This is a genomic window from Paenibacillus sinopodophylli (assembly GCF_005930355.1).
Lineage (GTDB): Bacteria > Bacillota > Bacilli > Paenibacillales > Paenibacillaceae > Pristimantibacillus > Pristimantibacillus sinopodophylli.
In genome coordinates, this window is sequence record NZ_VDBO01000001.1 from 337,077 (window position 1) to 357,457 (window position 20,381).

Annotated in this window: 17 protein-coding genes; 10 read left to right on the top strand and 7 right to left on the bottom strand. The window is 46.1% G+C overall.

Annotated features, from left to right (window positions below; all coding sequences use genetic code 11):
- The 10 genes from FGT79_RS01320 (at position 1) to FGT79_RS01365 (ending at position 11,176) form a co-directional block, all read left to right on the top strand.
- Positions 1-708, top strand: coding sequence for a hypothetical protein (locus FGT79_RS01320; RefSeq protein ID WP_138750987.1), 708 nt, complete (start codon positions 1-3; stop codon positions 706-708).
- A gap of 16 nt (positions 709-724) precedes the next feature.
- On the top strand, positions 725-3,631 hold the full coding sequence (gene dinG / locus FGT79_RS01325; protein ID WP_138750988.1) for an ATP-dependent DNA helicase DinG: 2,907 nt from the start codon (positions 725-727) through the stop codon (positions 3,629-3,631).
- On the top strand, positions 3,628-4,284 hold the full coding sequence (locus FGT79_RS01330) for a redox-sensing transcriptional repressor Rex (protein WP_138750989.1): 657 nt from the start codon (positions 3,628-3,630) through the stop codon (positions 4,282-4,284). The genes dinG and FGT79_RS01330 overlap by 4 nt, the downstream gene beginning before the upstream one ends.
- Entirely contained in the window at positions 4,259-5,566 is a 1,308-nt protein-coding gene (locus FGT79_RS01335; RefSeq protein ID WP_425464999.1) for an amidohydrolase, read from the top strand. Before FGT79_RS01330 ends, FGT79_RS01335 begins: the two co-directional genes overlap by 26 nt.
- Positions 5,567-5,598: 32 nt before the next feature.
- Entirely contained in the window at positions 5,599-6,096 is a 498-nt protein-coding gene (locus FGT79_RS01340; RefSeq protein WP_138750991.1) for a cell wall elongation regulator TseB-like domain-containing protein, read from the top strand.
- Positions 6,097-6,209: 113 nt separating this feature from the next.
- On the top strand, positions 6,210-6,740 hold the full coding sequence (locus tag FGT79_RS01345; protein WP_138750992.1) for a hypothetical protein: 531 nt from the start codon (positions 6,210-6,212) through the stop codon (positions 6,738-6,740).
- A gap of 1 nt (position 6,741) precedes the next feature.
- Positions 6,742-8,235: an AAA family ATPase gene (locus FGT79_RS01350; RefSeq protein ID WP_138750993.1), complete on the top strand. Its 1,494-nt coding sequence runs from the start codon at positions 6,742-6,744 to the stop codon at positions 8,233-8,235.
- A 148-nt stretch (positions 8,236-8,383) separates the two neighbouring features.
- Positions 8,384-9,256: a 3-hydroxyacyl-CoA dehydrogenase family protein gene (locus tag FGT79_RS01355; protein WP_138750994.1), complete on the top strand. Its 873-nt coding sequence runs from the start codon at positions 8,384-8,386 to the stop codon at positions 9,254-9,256.
- The gene (locus tag FGT79_RS01360) at positions 9,256-10,470 is read left to right on the top strand and encodes an acetate/propionate family kinase (protein ID WP_138750995.1); all 1,215 of its coding nucleotides are present in this window, start codon (positions 9,256-9,258) and stop codon (positions 10,468-10,470) included. Before FGT79_RS01355 ends, FGT79_RS01360 begins: the two co-directional genes overlap by 1 nt.
- Before the next feature lie 25 nt (positions 10,471-10,495).
- Positions 10,496-11,176, top strand: a complete 681-nt coding sequence (locus FGT79_RS01365) for a DnaD domain protein (protein ID WP_246096083.1) — start codon at positions 10,496-10,498, stop codon at positions 11,174-11,176.
- A 1,288-nt stretch (positions 11,177-12,464) separates the two neighbouring features.
- Here FGT79_RS01365 and FGT79_RS01370 read toward each other — a convergent pair.
- The 7 genes from FGT79_RS01370 to proB form a co-directional block, all read right to left on the bottom strand.
- The gene (locus tag FGT79_RS01370) at positions 12,465-13,433 is read right to left on the bottom strand and encodes a MerR family transcriptional regulator (RefSeq protein WP_138750997.1); all 969 of its coding nucleotides are present in this window, start codon (positions 13,431-13,433) and stop codon (positions 12,465-12,467) included.
- Positions 13,434-14,250: 817 nt separating this feature from the next.
- The gene (mtnB, locus tag FGT79_RS01375) at positions 14,251-14,904 is read right to left on the bottom strand and encodes a methylthioribulose 1-phosphate dehydratase (protein WP_138750998.1); all 654 of its coding nucleotides are present in this window, start codon (positions 14,902-14,904) and stop codon (positions 14,251-14,253) included.
- A gap of 2 nt (positions 14,905-14,906) precedes the next feature.
- Positions 14,907-15,584: a 2-hydroxy-3-keto-5-methylthiopentenyl-1-phosphate phosphatase gene (locus tag FGT79_RS01380; protein WP_138750999.1), complete on the bottom strand. Its 678-nt coding sequence runs from the start codon at positions 15,582-15,584 to the stop codon at positions 14,907-14,909.
- Positions 15,584-16,813 (bottom strand): 2,3-diketo-5-methylthiopentyl-1-phosphate enolase, encoded by a 1,230-nt coding sequence (locus FGT79_RS01385; protein ID WP_138751000.1) that lies wholly within the window; start codon positions 16,811-16,813, stop codon positions 15,584-15,586. The genes FGT79_RS01380 and FGT79_RS01385 overlap by 1 nt, the downstream gene beginning before the upstream one ends.
- A complete protein-coding gene (gene proC / locus FGT79_RS01390; RefSeq protein ID WP_138751001.1) occupies positions 16,810-17,679 on the bottom strand; it encodes a pyrroline-5-carboxylate reductase in 870 nt (289 codons plus the stop codon). The genes FGT79_RS01385 and proC overlap by 4 nt, the downstream gene beginning before the upstream one ends.
- Before the next feature lie 41 nt (positions 17,680-17,720).
- Positions 17,721-18,971: a glutamate-5-semialdehyde dehydrogenase gene (locus FGT79_RS01395; protein ID WP_138751002.1), complete on the bottom strand. Its 1,251-nt coding sequence runs from the start codon at positions 18,969-18,971 to the stop codon at positions 17,721-17,723.
- A gap of 17 nt (positions 18,972-18,988) precedes the next feature.
- Positions 18,989-20,095: a glutamate 5-kinase gene (gene proB / locus FGT79_RS01400; RefSeq protein ID WP_138751003.1), complete on the bottom strand. Its 1,107-nt coding sequence runs from the start codon at positions 20,093-20,095 to the stop codon at positions 18,989-18,991.
- Positions 20,096-20,381: the final 286 nt, after the last annotated feature.

The window sequence follows — 20,381 nt, forward strand, 5'->3', positions numbered from 1 at the left end:
ATGTTCCAGCATATGTTTTCATCCATGAACGACATGCTTGATCAAATTATTGAGCAATATGGTGACGCTGATGTAGTGGAGAAGCAGCATTACGAAGAACAGATGAATGAGCTCAAGAAGGTTAGTGATACGTTTATCGAGCAATGGCTTTCGTTCGAAGAGAAATTTGCAGATTTCAAGGAGCAGCATGGCAATTTAGCAGTCATTACTAAGGAGCCGAACGTTCAGGGAGCTGTCCAGCACAGCTTGCCTGTAAGTGAGAAATCTTCTTGCAATGCAGCAGATTTGGAAATTCCTGACGAGCTTGCTTTATTCATATCCAAAGGTCAGGGCTATTATAAACTGTTTATGTTTTCTGAAGCGGCGATACAGTTCCAAACGGTTATTAGTCAGTCGCCGGAATGTAATTTGGCTAGACTTTTTCTTGGCATGACGAATATGCATCTTCAGAATTGGAGTGAAGCACAGCGTCATTTCCAAATGCTGATTGCTACAACAGACTTCCCCAAATGGCTGGCAATGGGATATAATGCGCTAGGGTGCATTCAAGCTGTGCATACGAACTTGGCGCAGGCTGAGCTGCTATTTATGAAAGCTCATGATGTATGTCCAAGCTTCAAAGATCCCATGAGCAACTTGAAGTCATGTCAAGAAACGCCCAAGCAATTATCGTTATATTTCGGAAGCACCGAGCTGTGCTGTTTGTGAGAGGATCGGGGAATACATGAAATTTGCAGTATTGGATTTAGAAACGACGGGACATGGCTTGGAGGATGACATATTGCAAGTTGGACTGGTCATCGTCTCTGATGAGCTTGAGATCATTGACCAGTTCAGCTCCTTTGTTCGCCCTAATATCCCAATACCGGCCTTTATTACACAGTTAACTGGGATTGATGAATCGCTTGTTGCGGATGCTCCGTCTCTCAAGGAGGTCATCAACCAGCTTACTCCATTGCTGGAGGATACCGTTTTGGTAGCACATAATGTCGGTTTCGATGCAGGATTTTTGAATCAGGCACTTAAAAGATGTGGTTTGCGACCATTCGGCGGACGAAGGCTGGATACCATCGAACTACTTAAAATTTTATATCCTACTATTAATACGTACCAGCTTGGAGCAGTCTCCGAGCTATTCGGTATACCGCATGATCAGCATCACCGTGCAGACAGCGATGCCAGAGCAACTGGGCTATTGTTAATTGAAACGGTTAAAAAGCTACGCAAAATGCCGCTGCTCACTTTGCAGCGGCTTTCCGCGCTTGTTGATGACGGCAGTGATTTGAGCTGGTTCATTAAGCACACCCAGCAAGAAATGGAATATAAAAACGTATTCGAATCGAATGAGTACGATTATTTCAATCAATTCGCTCTGAAAGTTCGGGAGTGGAATGAAGAGCAGCCTCCCCGTGCCGGCAGTACGAATGCGATGCCGTTAACGGATGTTTCATTCGATAACTATTTGGCCGAAGTCAGACAACGTTTCGAACAGAAATTCGAAAATTATGAGGAACGAGAAGCGCAGGTAACCATGTTTCAAGAGGTTTACAGTGCGCTAAATCAAAATCAGCATTTGCTTATTGAAGCAGGCACGGGAACAGGCAAGTCTCTCGGTTACTTGATTCCTGCACTTTACTATGGTATACAGAATGGCAAAAAGGTTGTCGTCAGCACTCATACTATCAATTTGCAGGAGCAGCTAAGGCAACGTGATTTGCCTTTGCTTGAAGATATTTTACCTTTCGAGTTCAGAGCATCTATATTCAAAGGCAGAGGCAATTATTTGTGCTTGCGCAAGTTTGAGGGTAAAGTCAACACAAAGGATCTCGTTTCTCCGATAGAGGATACGGTTACAGCTGCCCAAATGGTCGTATGGCTTGGCGAAACCGAAACTGGCGATCAAGAGGAGCTTAACTTCGGCAACAAAGGAGCTGAGTTCTGGTCAACCGTAGCGAGCGATACAGATTCATGCTTAAACCGAGCCTGTCCTTGGTTCAAACGCTGTTTTTATCACAGAGCCAAGCATGAAGCCAACATTGCAGATGTTACGATAACGAATCATTCTATGCTCTTTACAGATGTGCAAGCGGATCACCGGCTTCTCCCGTCTTATACCCATCTCATCATTGATGAAGCTCATCATGTAGAGGAAGTAGCAGGCAAGCATCTGGGTATGCAAATCAATTATTTTTCATTGACTCAGGTCATTCAGCGTTTATACAAGGATTCGCGTTCAGGCTTATTGCCTGGCCTACGTCAGAAGCTGATGTACGAGGATGACGCACATCAAGCATCTTGGCTTGAAACGATTGATACGGTCATACCTATATTCAATGAAATCAAAGAGCATTGGGATAAACTGTTCGAAATGTTCTACAGCTTTACGTCAACCTCGTCAGATGGTCCAACGGAGAACGGACAATCGGTATGCCGACTCAAGAAAGACGAGCTCCCAGCTGGTTGGGAGGATGGCGTTACGGTTGAGGGCAATCTACATACCGAGCTGAACCGGGTTGCTCGTACAGTAGAGAAAATGATTACAGATATTAAAGACCGCGTAGATGATTCAGCGGTTCAAGCGCTTGTTACGGATTTAAATGGAGCGGTTAGAGATATCGTTCGTTTGAAAGACGAGCTGCGCATCTTCGTCAAGCTGGAGATGCATGACACGGTATTCTGGATCGAAGCAAGCAGCGTGTACCGCTATCGTTCTGTGCAGCTGTATGGCGTCCCTGTGGACGTTAGCGCACAGCTTCAAAAGTATTTTTTCGATGTGAAAGAAAGTATTGTGCTTACTTCCGCAACGCTATCCGTACAGAAGTCATTCCAGTATGCGCAGGAGCAGCTTGGACTCACCGGTTATGAGGAGCAAGGCAGGTTGAAGACTGTTCAATTGCCGTCGCCTTTCAATTACAGGGAGCAGGCACTTGTTGTCATTCCTCGTAATTTCCCTGTGCTTAAAGGTGTATCCGTGAATGACACCTATATGGATATGCTAGTTGCTTCTCTTGCTGACGCGGCAAAGGAAACAAAAGGTAGAATGCTGGTGTTATTTACTTCTTATCGCATGCTGAAACAGGTCTATGAGCCGCTGAAAGAAAAGCTGAGCACATCGGGTATTCAAGTGCTTGGCCAAGGAATCGACAGCGGTAATCGGACAAAGCTAACGAGACGATTCCGTCAAACGCCTGAATCCGTTCTGCTTGGCACAAGCAGCTTCTGGGAAGGTGTGGATATTCCAGGCGAAGCTTTGATCTGTTTGGCTATCGTTCGATTGCCTTTCCAGCCGCCCAGCCATCCGCTAGCCGAAGCAAAGGCAGAGATGCTGCAGCGCCAGAAGCAGAATCCATTCATGAAGCTGTCCATTCCTCAGGCGGTTATTCGATTCAAGCAAGGCTTCGGCCGGCTTGTAAGAACGTCACAGGATAAAGGAATCGTTATTATATATGATACGAGAGTCATTGATACGTATTACGGCAAGCATTTCTTATATTCATTGCCTGGTCCGAAGATTGAAACGATGCATACTGACCAAATGATCATTCGTATGCGTGAATGGCTAAGTGAAGAGAATGAGCAAGCGGTACCAGTAAAGAATAGCGAATCAAGCAGTGAGGAGGAGAAGCGATGAAGCAAACAAAAATTTCGGAGGCCGTCGTCAGAAGACTTCCCGTCTATCTGCAAGTGTTGAACGAAATGGTGAATCGTGAGATTCAGACGATCTCTTCATCGGACTTAGGCAACAAGCTTGATTTGAACCCTGCTCAAATTCGTAAGGATCTCGCTTATTTCGGAGAGTTTGGCCGCAAAGGCGTAGGGTATGATGTCGTATATCTTATCGAGAAAATTCGCCAAATATTGAAAGTAGACCAGACCATAAAGGTTGCATTGGTTGGCGCCGGAAATTTGGGTCATGCCTTATGTAATTATAATAAATATTCGAAAGATAATATGCAGATTACGGCAGTTTTTGACGATCATCCGAGTAAGATTGGCACGAGTATAAACAATCTAACGGTACTGCCCATGAGTGACCTTGCTGCGACGGTTGCAGAACAAAAGATTCGAATTGGAATCATTACGGTGCCTGCATTCGAAGCGCAAAACGTTGCCAATCAATTTGTAGAAGCGGGCGTCGAGGGCATCCTTAATTTTGCACCTGCCATATTGAGAGTTCCTGACGAGGTACGTATACAAAACGCAGATTTTACGAGAGAATTACTTAGCATTGCTTATTACTTAGTGCGAGAAGGAGAGAATAACGATGAGTCAGATTTGGATTGAAAATGGTTTTTTTATTACGATGGATGACGAGAATCCTTCTTTCAAAGGGCATATGGTTGTTACCAATGATCGAATAACTTACATAGGTACAGAAGAGCCTGCATTTCTAGATGAGAACATACAAAAAATCGATGGAAGCAAGCTTGCTTTCATGCCTGGGCTTATCAATACACATGGTCATGCTGCTATGAGTCTGCTGCGGGGATATTCCGATGATCAGAACCTGCAAGTATGGCTGGAACAAAAAATGTGGCCAATGGAAGGTAGATATATCGATCTAGATACTCGCGCAGGAAGCGCTTTGGCCATTGTAGAAATGCTTCGTTCTGGTACGACAGCTTTCGTTGATATGTATGATCGTATGGATCAAGTGGCACAGGTGACGGAGCAAAGCGGTATTCGCGGTGTATTGACAAGAGGAGTTATCGGATTATGTCCTCCAGACGTTCAAGAAGCCAAGCTAGCTGAGGCTATCGCATTCGCACGTGAATGGAATGGCAAAGCAGATGGCCGAATTACGACTATGATCTCGCCGCATGCACCTTATACATGTCCACCTGAGTACATTGAGAGGTTCGTACAGGCTGCACATGATTACAATTTGCCGCTCCACACGCATATGTCCGAAACGATTGCCGAGGTCGAACAGAATGTTAGAGATTATGGCGTGCGTCCAGTTGAGCACTTGGATCGTCTTGGTTTCTTCTCCCGTCCAGCACTCGTTGCTCATGCTGTACATTTGAACGATGCTGAAATTGAACTGCTTGCCGCCAAAGCGGTGAAGGTTTCTCATAATCCAGTGAGCAATCTGAAATTAGCTAGCGGTATCGCGCGTGTACCTGATATGATACGTGCTGGTATTACCGTTTCTTTGGGGACAGACAGCGCAGCAAGCAACAATAACCTTGATCTGTTCGAGGAAATCCGATTCTCTGCTCTCCTTCATAAAGGCATTTCAGGTGATCCAACGGCTGTCCCTGCTCTAGAAGCATTGAAGCTGGCAACGATAAACGGTGCTAAATCGATTTGGCAGGAAGATGATCTTGGCAGCTTAAAAGTTGGCAAGAAGGCTGATTTCATCGCTATTGATATCGAGCAGCCGCATTTCTACCCAAAAACGGATATGGTATCCCACTTGGTGTATTCGGGCACAGGCAGGGATGTAAAGCATGTTTGGATTGATGGGCGACAAGTTCTGAATAACGGAGCATGTACCTTCCTTGATGAGGAGCAAATTCGTTACGATGCACAGGCGAGCTTCGACCGTCTGTTGAATGCCTAATGCGTGCGACAGCTAGGAAACGCCCTCCGGTCATGACGATGCAGCGATGGATATTCGTAATCGTTGCTGGACTTTTAGCGCTCGTCACCATTGCGTTTGTATATTTTCGTGAAATTCAAAATCCGCTTCAGTCCGAAGTGGAAAAAGCGAAGGCGCAGGCAGTTGAAGCCGCTGAGCTTACGGAGGTTGAACAGGTCTATCATCATGTTTGGGATACAAGTAGCTGGATTGTCAAAGGCAAAGGCAAAGACAATGAGCAGCTTTATGTGTGGCTTGTGGAAGGCGCGGTACCTGAAGTGGTTAAGGCATCAGCCGGTATTACGCAGCAAGAGCTTAATGCAAGCTTCAAGAGCGAGCATCCAGATGCACATATCAAAAGAATACAGCCGGGCTTGCTTGATAGTCAGCGAGTGTGGGAAATCTTCTACAGCATAGGGGAGCAATCTTCTCCATACAAATACGATTTCTATGATTTTGCCAGCGGACAATTGATTAATTCCTATACGTTACCTTCCCGGACGGAGCCATAAGGCTCCGTTTCCTTTTATTGATGGACGTAAACCGCAGCTATTGATGATATACTCTCGTATAGAGACTTTGATATACGGAAACAACATATAAAGCTGCGGGAGGGATTTTATTCATGATGAAACCGCGTATTGTACCCATTGTTATTACAGCTGCTATTTCTGCAGGCGTATTGTTTGGAGGCTGGGCGATTTATAATCAGGTGAGTGTTGCAGCGCCGTTAGAGCAGGTTGCGAAGGAAGTATCAGGCGTGATCTCATCGGACAAGCCTATTATGAATAGCAGTCAGGTTACGATTTCACTTGAGCTTGCTGCTGACGCAAGTTTGAGAGATGTGTATGAACGTATCGAAGCAAACGGGAGCAAGGTTTTTGATGATCGCAAACTACTATTGAACATAAAACAAAAACCGGATAAACAGCTTGACGAGATTTGGTACGCAGCCATGTTCGATATTGCTGAGGCGATGGAGACGAAAACATATTCGGGCATACCGGCAGCGATGGATAGGGCGTCGAAAGATAATAAGAATGTGACTGTTGCTACGGAAATGGACGAGACGAATGTTTATATAACCCTTAGAATGCAGGATGCAGTGAAGTATGTCGTGCTGCCACGTACATCAACCCAAATGGAGGCTTGGTAATATGCGTAAGCATGGAATCGAGATTGCGATTGGCGTCGTACCGGTATTAATTGTCTTTCTTATTTTTATTGGACAAAATGTTGTTCCGATTGTGCTGCTGGGCGTTCTCGGCTTTGCTGTTGTTTATGCAGCACGCGGAAGAGGCAAGCTGACGGCTATATCCAGCCATAAACAGCGTTCAGGCGAAAAGCCTTCTCAGCTAACCTTTGAGCAGATTGGCGGACAAGAGCGTCCGAAGCAGGAGCTTGTAGAGGCACTTGATTTTCTGGTTCATCAGGAAAAAATCGCAAAGCTAGGCATTCGCCCGTTGAAAGGGATACTATTAGCCGGCCCGCCTGGAACAGGGAAAACATTGCTTGCCAAAGCAGCAGCGCAATATACCGATTCGATCTACTTGGCTGCATCAGGAAGTGAATTTGTCGAAATGTACGTCGGTGTCGGCGCTGGACGCGTAAGGGATTTGTTCAAGGAAGCACGTACGAAGGCGAAAAAAGCGAATAAAAGCAGTGCAGTCATCTTTATTGACGAGATAGAAGTAATAGGCGGTAAACGAGACGGCGGTCAGCAGCGTGAATATGATCAGACCTTGAATCAGCTATTGACGGAGATGGATGGTATTTATGAGAACGAATCGCCGCGGATTCTTCTGATTGCCGCAACAAATCGCAAGGAAATGCTCGATAGTGCTCTTCTTCGACCAGGTCGATTCGACCGTCATATTGGCGTTGATCTGCCAGACAAAAAGGGCAGATTGCATATTCTGAACATCCATGCAAACAATAAGCCAATTGAAGCAGCTGTTGATCTAGATCGCATAGCGAAGGAGTCATTCGGCTTCTCCGGTGCACAGCTTGAGAGCGTCATGAATGAAGCAGCGATCTATGCGATGCGCGAGAGTAGTGATGAGATCGCTGAGAGTCATTTATCGATGGCTATTGATAAAGTGATGATGGGCGAGAAGACGGATCGTGAAACTTCTAAAGAAGAGCGTGAACGGATAGCATTGCATGAGCTTGGCCACGCCATTATGGCAGAACTTGTGCGTCCGGGCAGCGTATCACAGGTTGCTTTGTCTCCGCGCGGGCAGGCACTTGGTTACGTAAGGCATAATCCGCAGCAAGATCAGTATTTGTACACGAAACCTTTTTTAAATGGACAAATTATGATTGCTCTTGGCGGTGCCGCTGCAGAAGAAATGTTCTATGGCGATAGAAGCACCGGCTCTAGAGGTGATTTCGAGCAAGCGATGAATATCGTAAAGACGATGATGGAATCTGGACTTACAAACCTTGGCATTATTGATGCATCCATGGTGACAAAGGAAGTATGGGCATCCACGAATCGTTCGATATTGGATGAGCTCATGCTGCAAACCAAATCGATGCTTGAAGCTAGAAGATTGGTGTTTACACAGTCGCTAGAAACGCTGCTTCGTGAGGAAACATTAAGTGGAGATGAGTTTAGAAAACTGTTTTCACCGAATAGTGCCGCATAAAACGTTTACAATATTACAATTTGAAGGCGGAGTACGTATCCGCCTTCTCTTTTTGATGAAAAACGTTATAATAAGAATGAAATAGATATAGAGAGAATGCTTCTCATTATGTTATAAGAAGCATTACCATACTAAAGGAGCTAATACATTGCACATAAAAACAGTGGGCGTGGTAGGAGTCGGAACAATGGGGCAGGGAATTGCAGAAATGCTCGCCTCAAGAGGAATGGATGTTATTATTATTGAACGCTCGGAGGAGCGTCTTACTTATGGCAAGGAAATGATCAAGGTAAGCTTAGACAAGCAAATTGAAAAGTGGGCACTCACGCAATCAGAGAAGAAACTTATAATGAATAGAATTCAAGCAACAACAAGCAATGAACGGCTTGCCGAATGCGAGCTTGTCATTGAAACCATTACTGAGGATTTGGATCAGAAGAAAGCCATTTTCGAATCCATCGACCAAATCTGCAGCCCTGATGTTATTCTTGCAAGCAACACATCTACACTCAGCTTAACGGAGCTGGCTAGCGTAACGAAGTATCCTGATCGTGTTATCGGCTTGCATTTCATCTATCCCGTATCCAAAATCGATCTAGTGGAAATTGTACGCGGATTGAAAACCTCCGACGAAACCTTCGCTAAGACGAAACATTTTGTAGAAGAGGTTATTAACAAAAAAGGGATCATGGTGTTCGAATCACCAGGATTCGTAACCACTCGCCTCATCTGCTTGTTTATTAACGAAGCGCTGCATGTGCTCGAAGAAGGCGTAGCGTCAGCAGAGGATATCGATAGTGCCATGCGGATCGGTTACTCCTTCCAGCATGGGCCATTCGAGATGGCTGATCGCTTCGGATTAGATTCCGTGCTTGCAGCACTCGACCGGATGTTCCGTGAGTATGGCGAGCTCAAATATCGTCCATCCATTGTATTGAAAAAAATGGTGCGCGCAGGACATCTTGGTGCTAAATCAGGTGTTGGCTTTTTCAAATATGACAAGGATGGGGATCGAATATAATGAAAGTATTAGTCATCAATGCAGGAAGCTCCTCATTAAAATACCAGCTGTATAACATGCAGGATGAATCCGTACTAGCAAGTGGCCGAGTAGAGCGAATCGGGATGGATTCATCGATTGTTACGCATGAACCGGTTGATAAGCCAGAGGTACGCAACGTAAGTGAAATTCTGGATCATGTAACGGCGGTCAAACGGGTAATCGATATGCTGACAAATCCCGAATTCGGCGCCATTTCAAGTTTGAACGAGATTGATGCAGTCGGTCACCGTGTCGTACACGGCGGTGAAGCATTCAGCAGCTCCGTGCTTGTAACCCAAGAGGTGAAGCTAGAAATCCGTAGATTGTTTGATTTGGCTCCTTTGCACAATCCGGCTCATATGATGGGTATTTCAGCGGTAGATGCGAATTTGCCAGGTATTCCACAGGCTGTCGTATTTGATACAGCTTTTCACCAAACGATGCCGAACACTTCGTATCTATACCCGATTCCAACTGTGCTGTATCGCCGTCACAAAATCCGTAGATACGGCTTTCACGGCACTTCCCATTCTTATGTAAGCGCAAAGGCAGCAAATTATTTGCAGAAGCCGCTTGAATCCATTAAGATGATTACTTGTCATATTGGTAATGGTGCAAGCTGTACGGCCATTCTCGATGGCAAATCATTCGATACGAGCATGGGGATGACACCGCTTGAAGGTCTTATGATGGGAACACGCAGTGGTGACATGGACCCTGCAATCGTACCTTTCGTTATGAACAAAGAAGAATTGACATTGAATGAAGTAAATTCTATGCTTAACAAACATAGCGGGATGCTCGCGATTTCGGGAATAAGCAGCGACATGCGCGAGGTTACTGAAGCCATGATCGAAGGCGACAAAAACGCCAAGCTAGCGTTTGACATGTACGCATACCGAGTGAAGAAGTACATTGGCGCTTATGCTGCTGCGATGAATGGTGTTGACACGATTGTGTTCACAGCTGGTGTAGGGGAGAACTCGGTAGCCCTTCGTAAAGCGATTTGCGAAGGTATTTCGTTCCTTGGCATTGAGCTCGATGAGGCACGCAACGGGGAACGCCGCAAGGATGCCCGTGAAATTACGACGGATAGCTCACGCGTGAAGGTGCTGGTCGTTCCAACGAACGAAGAGCTACTCATTGCAAGAGATACGTATAATTTAGTGAAGCAGTCAGAAACGGTATCATAGCTTGATATAGGAGGCAATGCTGCCAGTGAACAACGAGATATGGAAGGCTTACTCGCATGGTATGGCTGCCGCATTGCAGGAGGGCGGCGTCTATGTATCAGCGATGCTGCTCCGCACATACCGCCAGCTTGGCATATCAGAAACGGAAGCGATGCTGCTTCTGCAGATTATGGTATTTACGGAAGCGGATCGGAATGATTTCCCAACGCCGGAGGAACTGGCTGAGCGAATGGGCATGACTGTGAAAGAAGTTGGTCAATTGCTCGGAAGGCTCATGAAGGACGAATTTTTGATGATCGATGAATATGTCGATAGTGTAACTGGCATGCAATCGGAGCGCTATAATTGGACAGGATGGCTGCTGAAGGCTTCAGCGCTCACAGCAGAGCTGATGCGGGAGTCGAAGAAGGCGGAACGTCAGCCGATTAGACAGCAGCAAGCGCCGGTTTCCGATTTATTCAGCGTATTCGAGCAAGAATTCGGCAGGCTGCTGTCGCCCATTGAGTGTGAGACGATATCAGGCTGGCTTGACCATGACCGCTATACGGATGAAATTATTCGATTCGCTCTTAAGGAAGCCGTGTTTGCTGGCAAGCTAAGTCTGCGATATATAGATCGCATACTCATTGAATGGAGCCGCAACCGAGTAACTAATGCTGATGAGGCCCGTGCGCACGCACAGAAATTTCGTGGAGGAAGAGGTTAAGCCGATGGCTTAGCCTCTTTTTTCGTATCGTTTAAGAAAACGTATCTTTAGGCTAAATATCTTCTCCATTTCTCAGAATAAAACGCGCTGAGCCAGCAATGGATGACTACACCTGTTTGTGCTTGATGTATAGGAAAGGATTTCATTTTTCCAACTTTCTCTATATTTCTACGCGAAATGTTAGTTTAGCCACTAGATGACGGCTTTAGCCGTTTACGTTTATTTATATCAGTTGCTTGTTTGAAAATATTATGATTGAATAGCATTTTGTCAATACGATTACACATCGTTTCAAAAACGAAACAATACCATCCCATTGTGGTATGGTGTGCATTTAATAGCTATCCTGCACAATCGCAGGATAGAGGCCGAATACTGGCCATTAATGGAAGCTATACTGCACTCCTGCAGTATAGCTTCGTAAAACGAGCATAAAATGTGAGTTTAAGGTCCCAAATGAGTAAAGTTAATGCAAATGTGCAGGATAGGCGTTAAAAAGTGTGCGAAAAAGGCAAAGTTAATGCAAAAGTGCAGGATAGATGCGGCAGCAGGTTAAGTGAGAAGGAGGTGTGAATAGAATAGAATAGAATCGAACAGATCAGATCAGAGCAGAGCAGAGCAGCTGTAGTAACGTAATGAATGTCTAATTGAAGTTACATGCTCCATGCTACTGGTTCAGGCTGATGATGTGACGCTGCTCAAATAGTCGGTTTACCTAATTCAAGATATCTCCAATACATGGTAGTATGACAATAATTGGCGAATTCGTGCGCTGTGGACGGGATGCAACATCTTTAGGTACAGATTGTTGCGAAACGATTCGCAGCCCTAGCTATATTTGATAGTGAGAGAGGGAAGTGTATGGAGTGGCTGGAGATAATGAATCGTGCGTGCTTTTCATACGATGCATGGAATTACACCAGAGATGGCTCGTCAAGACGGAAGAGCGCTTAAAGCATAGCCACGTCTGTCCTTCCTTCACGATCAAAGGGGCAGAGGCAATGATTTATCGATTTGTAATTTGCATCATCGCATTTCCGATTACGGAGACCCATGTAAGAAATGCGGGTAGCCGATTCGAACTTATCCAGCAAAAATAGGTATGGCATGTGGAGAGGAAGTTTGAATAGAATCCATAAATGAATGGATGCATGCATGTAAATCTCATAAAGACCAATAGGAAATCGGGGAAGCGGTAGTCTAGGACATTTATAGTCCTAGACTACCGCTTTTTATATTGTTGGATCAGTCCCGAATTTCTCATTTAGCAGCTATTTGAAAACTATTGCTAAGGCTTGCTTGCAAATACAAGTTGAGCTGATGAATTTAACTGTTCTGTTACAGTCGTATATCCATTCTGCCTAAACCATTGCAATTGTCGCTTTGAATCTCCTCCATGATTCGTTATTCGATCACAAATCGCGATCCGACCTCCGTTAAGTAGTACACGATCCATTTCTTCAAGAGCGAGTAGCTGCTGGGCAGGATCAAGGTGATGCATGGCAAAGGTACAAGCAATAAAAGAAAAGCTTTGTGTTGCAAACGGCAGGCCCAGCATATTGCCTTGCTTCGCGTCAATAGAGGGGAGCCTCTCGCGTATAATAGCAAGCATTTCAGCAGATTGCTCAACGACCGTAAGGTTTGCTCCAGCTTGGACAAGTAATGATGACAGATTGCCGCTTCCTGATGCAAGCTCAAGCCCATTCTCGTATTTGTAAGGATCAAGCCATTCTACCGTTCGGACAAGCGACTGATAATAGTGCTCCTCTTCGAGCATGCCGTTGAGTACAGCTAGCGGCGTATCATAGCCATGGAGAATAGCCATTTCGTCATAGTTCCATTGATCACTCCAAGAAGTGCGCAACATTCGGTTGCGTTTCATTTCAGTTGCAGCATGCTCCAGCTGTACAAGGTCTGGAGTTCTAGTTCGCTGCCAATCGGAAATCGTTTCATCGAGTGCTTGCAGCGCTTTAGTAGCCGTCAACCATTGCTCATATAGATTAGAGCGTGTGCGGTCAATGGTACGGATGAAAATATCAGTCTCATTGATTCGGCTGATTGTCTCATGAACGGAGGATAGCGGCATGTCAAGCTCTCGGAGTGAGATAATCCAACGCAGCTTGATAAGATCCTCCTCAGAATAGGAACGGTATTTATTCTCAGGTGTTTTAGTAGGGTGAATCAACCCTTTTTCCTCGTAAAAACGCAGTGTGCGCGGCGTAACACCTAATTGTTTTGCGGCTTCATGCACTCTCATAGCGGTCACCTCAATGAACTATTATGAACGTTGCCGTTACGTAAATGTCAATTATTTATTTGAATGGTTTAATGTATATGGAACATGCTGGATGGAAAATTCCTGATTACAGTAACTAATTAAACTTCACCGAGTATATGCATAGTATATGTCTATGCGGGTTCTTACAGGATGAATGTGAGCCTGCTTAACCGCCAATTCGACTCGTTATCACGCATGCGTACTTACAACGTAGTAACTATAGCTTTCTAGTTAGTGTAAGAGCACAGGGGTTCTTACAAGATGAATTCGAGTCTGCGTAACCGCCGATTCGACTCGGTAAGCATGCATGCGTGTTTACAACAAAGTATGTATAGCTTTCTGGTTATTGTAAGCTCACATGGGTTCTAACAGGACATATACTAACTCATTCTTACTCTTATGCTAATTTAAGTACATAAGCAAATATTCCTGCAACTAACCAACCAAGCACTACGGCGTACATTGCACTTTGTGCAATAGAAACGCACAAAAAAAATTAATTCGTCAGTCTACGTTGCAAAAAGTGCAACAGAATCATTCCTATTTGTGAAATATAGGCTGCGAAACCGCCATTCTATTGCAGAAACTACAACGTAGCAGGAGCATGGTTACTTAAACGACGATTAGAGTGTATAAAGTGCAACGTAGCTAGGTGGGCGGCAGGCGGCTGAGTGTGAGGTATGTAGATAGAATGTACAAACCTACCTACATCTATTGACGCCTCGCATAATTTCTTGAAATCGAAAAAGCTGCCAAAACAGCCGAAGGGCTGTTCTGGCAGCTTTATGTTGACTGACTATCGATTGCCGCGCTGCAGCAGCTCCAAGCGATACACATATTCGAAAATAAACTCGAATGCTTCAAGATGGCGTTTGGCTTCGAAAGCGTTGGCGCCCCATGCGTAAATACCGTGCTTACGCAGCAATACACCTGGAATATGCTTCACAATACGTTCCGTAATTTCTGGCACGATAGAAGGGATGTGTGCGAAATTAGATACGATTGGAATGTCGATATGAGCTTCTTCATCCCAAATATTAAATCCTTTAATAAGCTCCACACCATCTACAGGTACCGACTTGCGATCCCAAAAATACTCGGAAATAACGCTGTTGAAGACAGAATGAATGTGGAAGATTGCTCCAGCGCCTGTCAGCTTGTATATCTCGCAATGAATTAGCGTCTCAGCCGACGGTTTCAACCGCGTTGACTCACAAGGCTTTCCGTCTTGGTCAACGAACAAATAATCCTCAGGTGTATGTACGGTTTTGTCTTTGCCGCTCGCGGTTACTGCAAATTGGAAATCATCAGGCTGGAAATCGCCAACGCGGATCGACAAGTTGCCGCTTGTGCCTGGAAACCAGCCACGCGTTGCGAACAGCTCTTTAACTTCGCGGAGCTCGGATAAAGCCCGCTGCTTATCTTCTAATGCGATTTGTTGAAAGCTCATGATTAGTCCGTCCCTTCGCCATTCATCGATTTAATAATGTCATGGAATGTTTCGTATTCGGTATGTGCGAGCCCTAGCTCCTTGCACTTCGTCGTAAGATGTGAGCGTGAATACACGATATCCGCAAGCTTTGCACCTTCGAAATCAGTCACGCTGTCCCCGATAATGATTCGTTCATATTGCTCAGACGGAAATTTGCGCATAATCGTAGTCTTGCACATGCCGCAATCGTTGCTGCAGTTCCCATCACATGGATTCGGCCACAATATTTCAATGCGCTCTCCGCTGAAATCGCTGCCGTTGCAATAAATATGGTCTTTTGGAATATGAAAGGCTTCAAGGATTGGGTATACAAAAAAGTCGATACCGCCGCTTGTCACGTAAAATTCGATGTCCTGCTCCTTGCAATATGTGAGAAATTCAGAGAAACCATCACGGATACGCGCATTCGAGATGCTAAAGGCGATAACCTCTTCTTGCATAGAAGCAGGAAGAAGACGGAATAGCTGGCCGACGCCATCCTTTATGGTTATCTCTTGTGCAATGGTTTGTTCCGCAATTTTTTCCCAGCCTTCAGGATTGAAATGTTTGATGATCGCAATAATATTATCATTCACAGTAATGGTGCCATCGAAATCACAAAATACGATGCGTTTCTTAGTTGAATGGTTATGAGTCATTATTCTCTAATCCCCCACGCTTGAATGGCAGCTTGAAGAGCCTCATTGCCTGTTTCTGATGCTGCATCTCTAAGGGAGATACCATTTAAGGTCGCAGTAATCGCTTGACGGAATGCTTGACCTCCTGCAGCAGTGCCCATGGAGTGGCCATGGATGCCTCCACCAGCGTTAACGACAACGTCGGTTCCAAAATCCTTCAATATGAGCGGCACAAGTCCCGGATGGATGCCAGCCGAAGGTACTGGGAAGCTAGTCCGTAAGCCATGCAGCGGTGCAAGCAAGGCGTCTCTCACTGCGAGGTTCTCTTCCTTAGGCATTACAACTGAGCCATAAGGTGAAGGGAAGAGAACCAGATCAGCTCCTGCGAGACGCATTAGCTTGCCCAGAAGAAGGGAAGCGCTAATCCCATAATGCGGCGATGGGTACATCGCGCCTGCCATTGCTGGATGTGCAGCAATCGGCACGTTGATTGTCTTATCGCTGCTGAGCTCATGAAGAACATCATAGCCATAGGCTAGGACGTTGAACAATAGTGCGTTGGCGCCTGCTTGGATTGCTTTGCGCGCATTGGCAGCAAGCTGCGAGGTCGGTCCAGTCAAATTGACAGCATAGAGCAGCTTCTGACCTGTTTCCGCTTCTGCGCGGCGTGCAGCATCCATACAAGCTTCGACGCGCTTCTCAAGCGGAGTGAGCGGATTCTCGAACAGAATCTCGTCATCCTTGATCAAGTCGACTCCGCCAAGTGCTTGCTTGTAGAATTGATCTTGAAGGTTTGCTAGGTCATGACCCACAACGGACTTGAAGATGCTCATAAGCAGCGGACGATCATGTACGCCTAGCAGCTCTCGAACACCTTGCAGTCCGAATTTTGGACCAGGAAAAGCAGAAGCAAAGTCTTCAGAAACGTCGAGATCAAGCAGCTTAATCTTGCCGTCCATGGAGAGCTTACCGAAGACTGTAACGAGTAGGGCGGGCAAGTCGCGGCTGAAATTGATATCTGGGTAAGCAATACGAATATCTGCGAAACGCTCGCCGGGTAGTACGTCAGCAGGCTCATGGACCTTTACATCCAGCACGACTCCGAGATGCTTCTCCATACTTGCTTTTTGAGCTTCCGGGAGTTCAGTCCAACTGCCAACGGTCAAGCCAACAGCGATGGAAAGTGCTTTTTTATGGAAATCTGCTTTGTCATCATATGAGCGATAGGTTGCTACACATAAACCTTTCATTCTGAAATGCTCCTCTCGATAGCAGCGCCCAGCTCGCCTGCACGTTCAGCGGAGCGGTGGACACCTTTTTGAATGGTTCCTGCAAAATCATTCTCGGCCATAAGCTCAAGTGCTGCCTGAGTTGTTCCATTAGGTGAGGTCACCTTGCGGCGCAGCTCGGCTGGCTCTTCGCCTGTGTGGCGAACCATTTCTGCAGCTCCCAGAACGGTTTGGACGACGAGCTCTTTCGCGGCTTCCTCAGAGAAGCCAAGACTAATGGCAGATTCGATCATGGATTCCATAAAATAATAGACGTAGGCAGGGCCGCTGCCTGAGACACCTGTAACCGCTTGTTGGAGCGATTCATCCACAACCGTACTAATTCCGACTGAGTTGAATATAGCTTCGGTAAGCAGCTGTTGCTGCTTCGATACTTTATCGGAATAGCTTATACCGGTTGCGCCAAGTCCGATCGTGCTGGAGGTATTCGGCATTGCTCGAACGACTGCGACTTGATCGCCTAGAAGCTTTTCAATCGCTTGAATAGATAAGCCGGCTATGACAGATATAACTAATTGGTTTGGAGATATCAAATGCTTAATAGAAGCAATAGCTTCTGCGGCATCCTTGGGCTTCATGGCTAGAAATAAAATATCAGCTTCACGCAAATAGGCTTCGTTTTCTTTGCCTTGCAAAATCGTTTGAATGCCATAACGATCGTTCAGCTCTGTCAAACGATCTGCATTCTGACGGTTCAGCATCGAAACGCGGCTAGCCTGTACCAGTTCTTTGTTTATGATGCCTCTAACGATAGCTTCTGCCATAGAGCCCGCACCATAGAAACAAAGCTGAAGACTGTCCAAGCTCGTTTGTGTCAATTGGGTCATGATTGCACTCCTTTGATCAATCTATATTAGTGGACGGCGAATTAGCCTCTTACTTGGCCAGTGCCATAAATTTGATATTTGGTCGATGTTAACGCAGGCAATCCCATTGGTCCGCGAGCATGAAGCTTTTGGGTACTAATGCCAATTTCCGCGCCAAATCCGAACTCATAGCCGTCTGTGAAGCGAGTAGAGGCGTTATGATAGACGGCAGCAGCATCGACTTCCTGTATGAAGCGTTCTGCATGTTCATGGTTTTCTGTCACAATACATTCCGAATGCTTCGTGCTGAAGCGGCGGATATGGTCAAGAGCGACATCTAAATCAGGAACGATACGAAGATTGAGAATATAATCGTTATATTCTGTACTAAAATCCTCATCTGATGCTATTTTCATACCTGGGACTAGCGCAGCCGTACGCTCACAGCCGCGGAGCTCAACCCCTAACTGTTTGAAGCGATCTGCAATTGTGAGCAGATGCTCACCTGCGAATGCTTCGTGGAGCAGTAAGGTTTCCATCGAATTACATACAGAAGGGCGCTGCACCTTCGCGTTGATCGCAATTTCAATCGCCATATCATAATCTGCGCTTGCATCAACGAAGGTATGACAAATACCAGCACCCGTTTCGATAACCGGCACAGTTGCATTCTCCACGACATTACGGATCAAAGAGGCACCGCCGCGAGGAATGACAACGTCTAACAGACCATTTAGTTTAAGCATCTCATTCACTGATGCACGGTCTGAGTCTTCAATGAGCTGAATCGCATCAGCAGGCATATCTGTTTTGCCAAGGGCATTTTTGAGAACCTCGACGATTTTGCGGTTGGATTCTATGGCAGCCGAACCGCCGCGTAGAACGACGCTATTGCCTGTTTTCAAGCACAAGCCTGCAGCATCAACCGTTACATTCGGTCTAGCCTCATAGATCATACCAATAACGCCAATAGGTACTCGGATTTTGTTAACCTTTAAGCCGTTAGGGCGGTCGAAATGCTCCAGAAGCTCACCAACTGGATCAGGCAGCTCGACGATTTGCTTCAGACCTTCGGCGATGGCGGTTACGCGATCATGATTAAGCGCCAATCGGTCTAGCAGTGATTCACTAGTGCCTTGCTCACGCCCGCGCTGTAGATCAAGCTCGTTCGCAGCGATAACGGCTTCTTGTTCAGAGAGAAGGGCATCTGCCATAGCTAGGAGTGCACTATTTTTTTGATCTGTTGTCAATCGATTCATAATGGCTGATGCATCTTGTGCTAATGTTGCTTTTGTCCTGACTTCACTTGTCATAATAGTAAGCCCCCTTATTATTTTAATGAAATCCACTCATCGCGATGAATAAATTCGATGCGTGAAACATCGATTCTGCGTTTCACTTCTTCAGTAGTAAGACCTGCGACAGCTTGGATCTGCCAAGCCGCGTAGTTGACGACCCCGCGGCCGATAATCTCGCCTTGCGGATTCGAAACTTCGATAACATCGCCAGGCAGGAACTCGCCTTGAACTTCCTTGACACCAGCAGGAAGCAAGCTTTTTCCGCCTTCTAGCAAAGCATGGGCTGCACCATCATCTATCGTCGCTCGGCCAAGGGGTATGGAATGAAAACCAAGCCACTGCTTCTTCATTGGAAGACTGTTAAGCTTCGTATCGAAATAAGTACCGCGGCCAACGCCATCCACTGCCAAGGATAAATCACCTTCCTGCTGCACCTTTCCGATGAAAGCATGCACGCCGCCGCGCATCGCGATACGTGCTGCTTCGATTTTGGAACGCATGCCACCTGTACCAACGGAGGAGCCTGCACCGCCAGCTACCTTCATAATATCCTCGGAAATTTGATCAACCCGTTCGATCTTGACAGCTTGTGGGTTTTTCCGAGGATCCTCCGTATACAAGCCATCCATATCAGTTATGATTACGAGCTTAGCTGCTTTAGTCATAGCTGCAACAAGCGCGGATAAGCTGTCATTGTCTCCAAATTTAGGGACAAGCTCATCCGTCGCGACTGTATCATTCTCATTAATGATCGGAATGATGCCGAGACGAAGCAGCTCTTCGATGGTCATCAACGCGTTTTGGATACGGCGTCTGTTGGAGAAGTCAGCACGGGTAAGCAAGATTTGAGCGGCGACGATACCATAGCCATTGAAGGCTTCCTGGTAAGCCTGCATTAGCAGCGCTTGCCCAACGGCTGCTGCCGCTTGCTTCTCGTGTACAATTTTTGGTTTCGTTGCATATCCGATTTGTCGGAAGCCTGCTGCGACTGCTCCCGAGGTGACAAGCATCACGCTGCTGCCTTTCTTATGCAGAGAGGCAAGCTCCGAAGTGAAGTATTGAATGCGCTCGCGATTCAAGCCGCCTTCCTCAGAAGTAAGGGAGCTGCTGCCAATTTTTACGACTACACGTTCCGTCATCTTATCCCATCCTATGCTTGTTTCATGACGACAAAAAAGACTTCCGTCCATAAAGGACGAAAGTCTTAGCTTCCGCGGTACCACCTTTGTTGACAACCCGGCTTATACAAGGGGTTATCCAGCTTAAGCCTATAACAGAAGGCGCTGTCCGGTTCATAGCCGGCCGCTCGGAGGTAGGTTCAGCAAGCGGCCTTCGGTAAATTCTCGCAGCCCATGGAATTTACTCTCTGATCGCGACCCTTCTTGCTTACTTGTCCCGTCATCACGTTCATGTTCAATTCCTACA

What these genes read in the sequence shown, in the direction of transcription:
- dinG (WP_138750988.1), top strand. Translation starts at nt 725, where the DNA reads ATGAAATTTGCAGTATTGGATTTAGAAACGACGGGACATGGCTTGGAG.
- proB (WP_138751003.1), bottom strand. Translation starts at nt 20,095, where the DNA reads ATGACGGAACGTGTAGTCGTAAAAATTGGCAGCAGCTCCCTTACTTCT.
- proC (WP_138751001.1), bottom strand. Translation starts at nt 17,679, where the DNA reads ATGACCCAATTGACACAAACGAGCTTGGACAGTCTTCAGCTTTGTTTC.
- FGT79_RS01350 (WP_138750993.1), top strand. Translation starts at nt 6,742, where the DNA reads ATGCGTAAGCATGGAATCGAGATTGCGATTGGCGTCGTACCGGTATTA.
- FGT79_RS01360 (WP_138750995.1), top strand. Translation starts at nt 9,256, where the DNA reads ATGAAAGTATTAGTCATCAATGCAGGAAGCTCCTCATTAAAATACCAG.
- FGT79_RS01345 (WP_138750992.1), top strand. Translation starts at nt 6,210, where the DNA reads ATGATGAAACCGCGTATTGTACCCATTGTTATTACAGCTGCTATTTCT.
- FGT79_RS01385 (WP_138751000.1), bottom strand. Translation starts at nt 16,813, where the DNA reads ATGAAAGGTTTATGTGTAGCAACCTATCGCTCATATGATGACAAAGCA.
- FGT79_RS01330 (WP_138750989.1), top strand. Translation starts at nt 3,628, where the DNA reads ATGAAGCAAACAAAAATTTCGGAGGCCGTCGTCAGAAGACTTCCCGTC.
- mtnB (WP_138750998.1), bottom strand. Translation starts at nt 14,904, where the DNA reads ATGAGCTTTCAACAAATCGCATTAGAAGATAAGCAGCGGGCTTTATCC.
- FGT79_RS01370 (WP_138750997.1), bottom strand. Translation starts at nt 13,433, where the DNA reads ATGAGAGTGCATGAAGCCGCAAAACAATTAGGTGTTACGCCGCGCACA.
- FGT79_RS01340 (WP_138750991.1), top strand. Translation starts at nt 5,599, where the DNA reads ATGACGATGCAGCGATGGATATTCGTAATCGTTGCTGGACTTTTAGCG.
- FGT79_RS01395 (WP_138751002.1), bottom strand. Translation starts at nt 18,971, where the DNA reads ATGACAAGTGAAGTCAGGACAAAAGCAACATTAGCACAAGATGCATCA.
- FGT79_RS01380 (WP_138750999.1), bottom strand. Translation starts at nt 15,584, where the DNA reads ATGACTCATAACCATTCAACTAAGAAACGCATCGTATTTTGTGATTTC.
- FGT79_RS01320 (WP_138750987.1), top strand. Translation starts at nt 1, where the DNA reads ATGTTCCAGCATATGTTTTCATCCATGAACGACATGCTTGATCAAATT.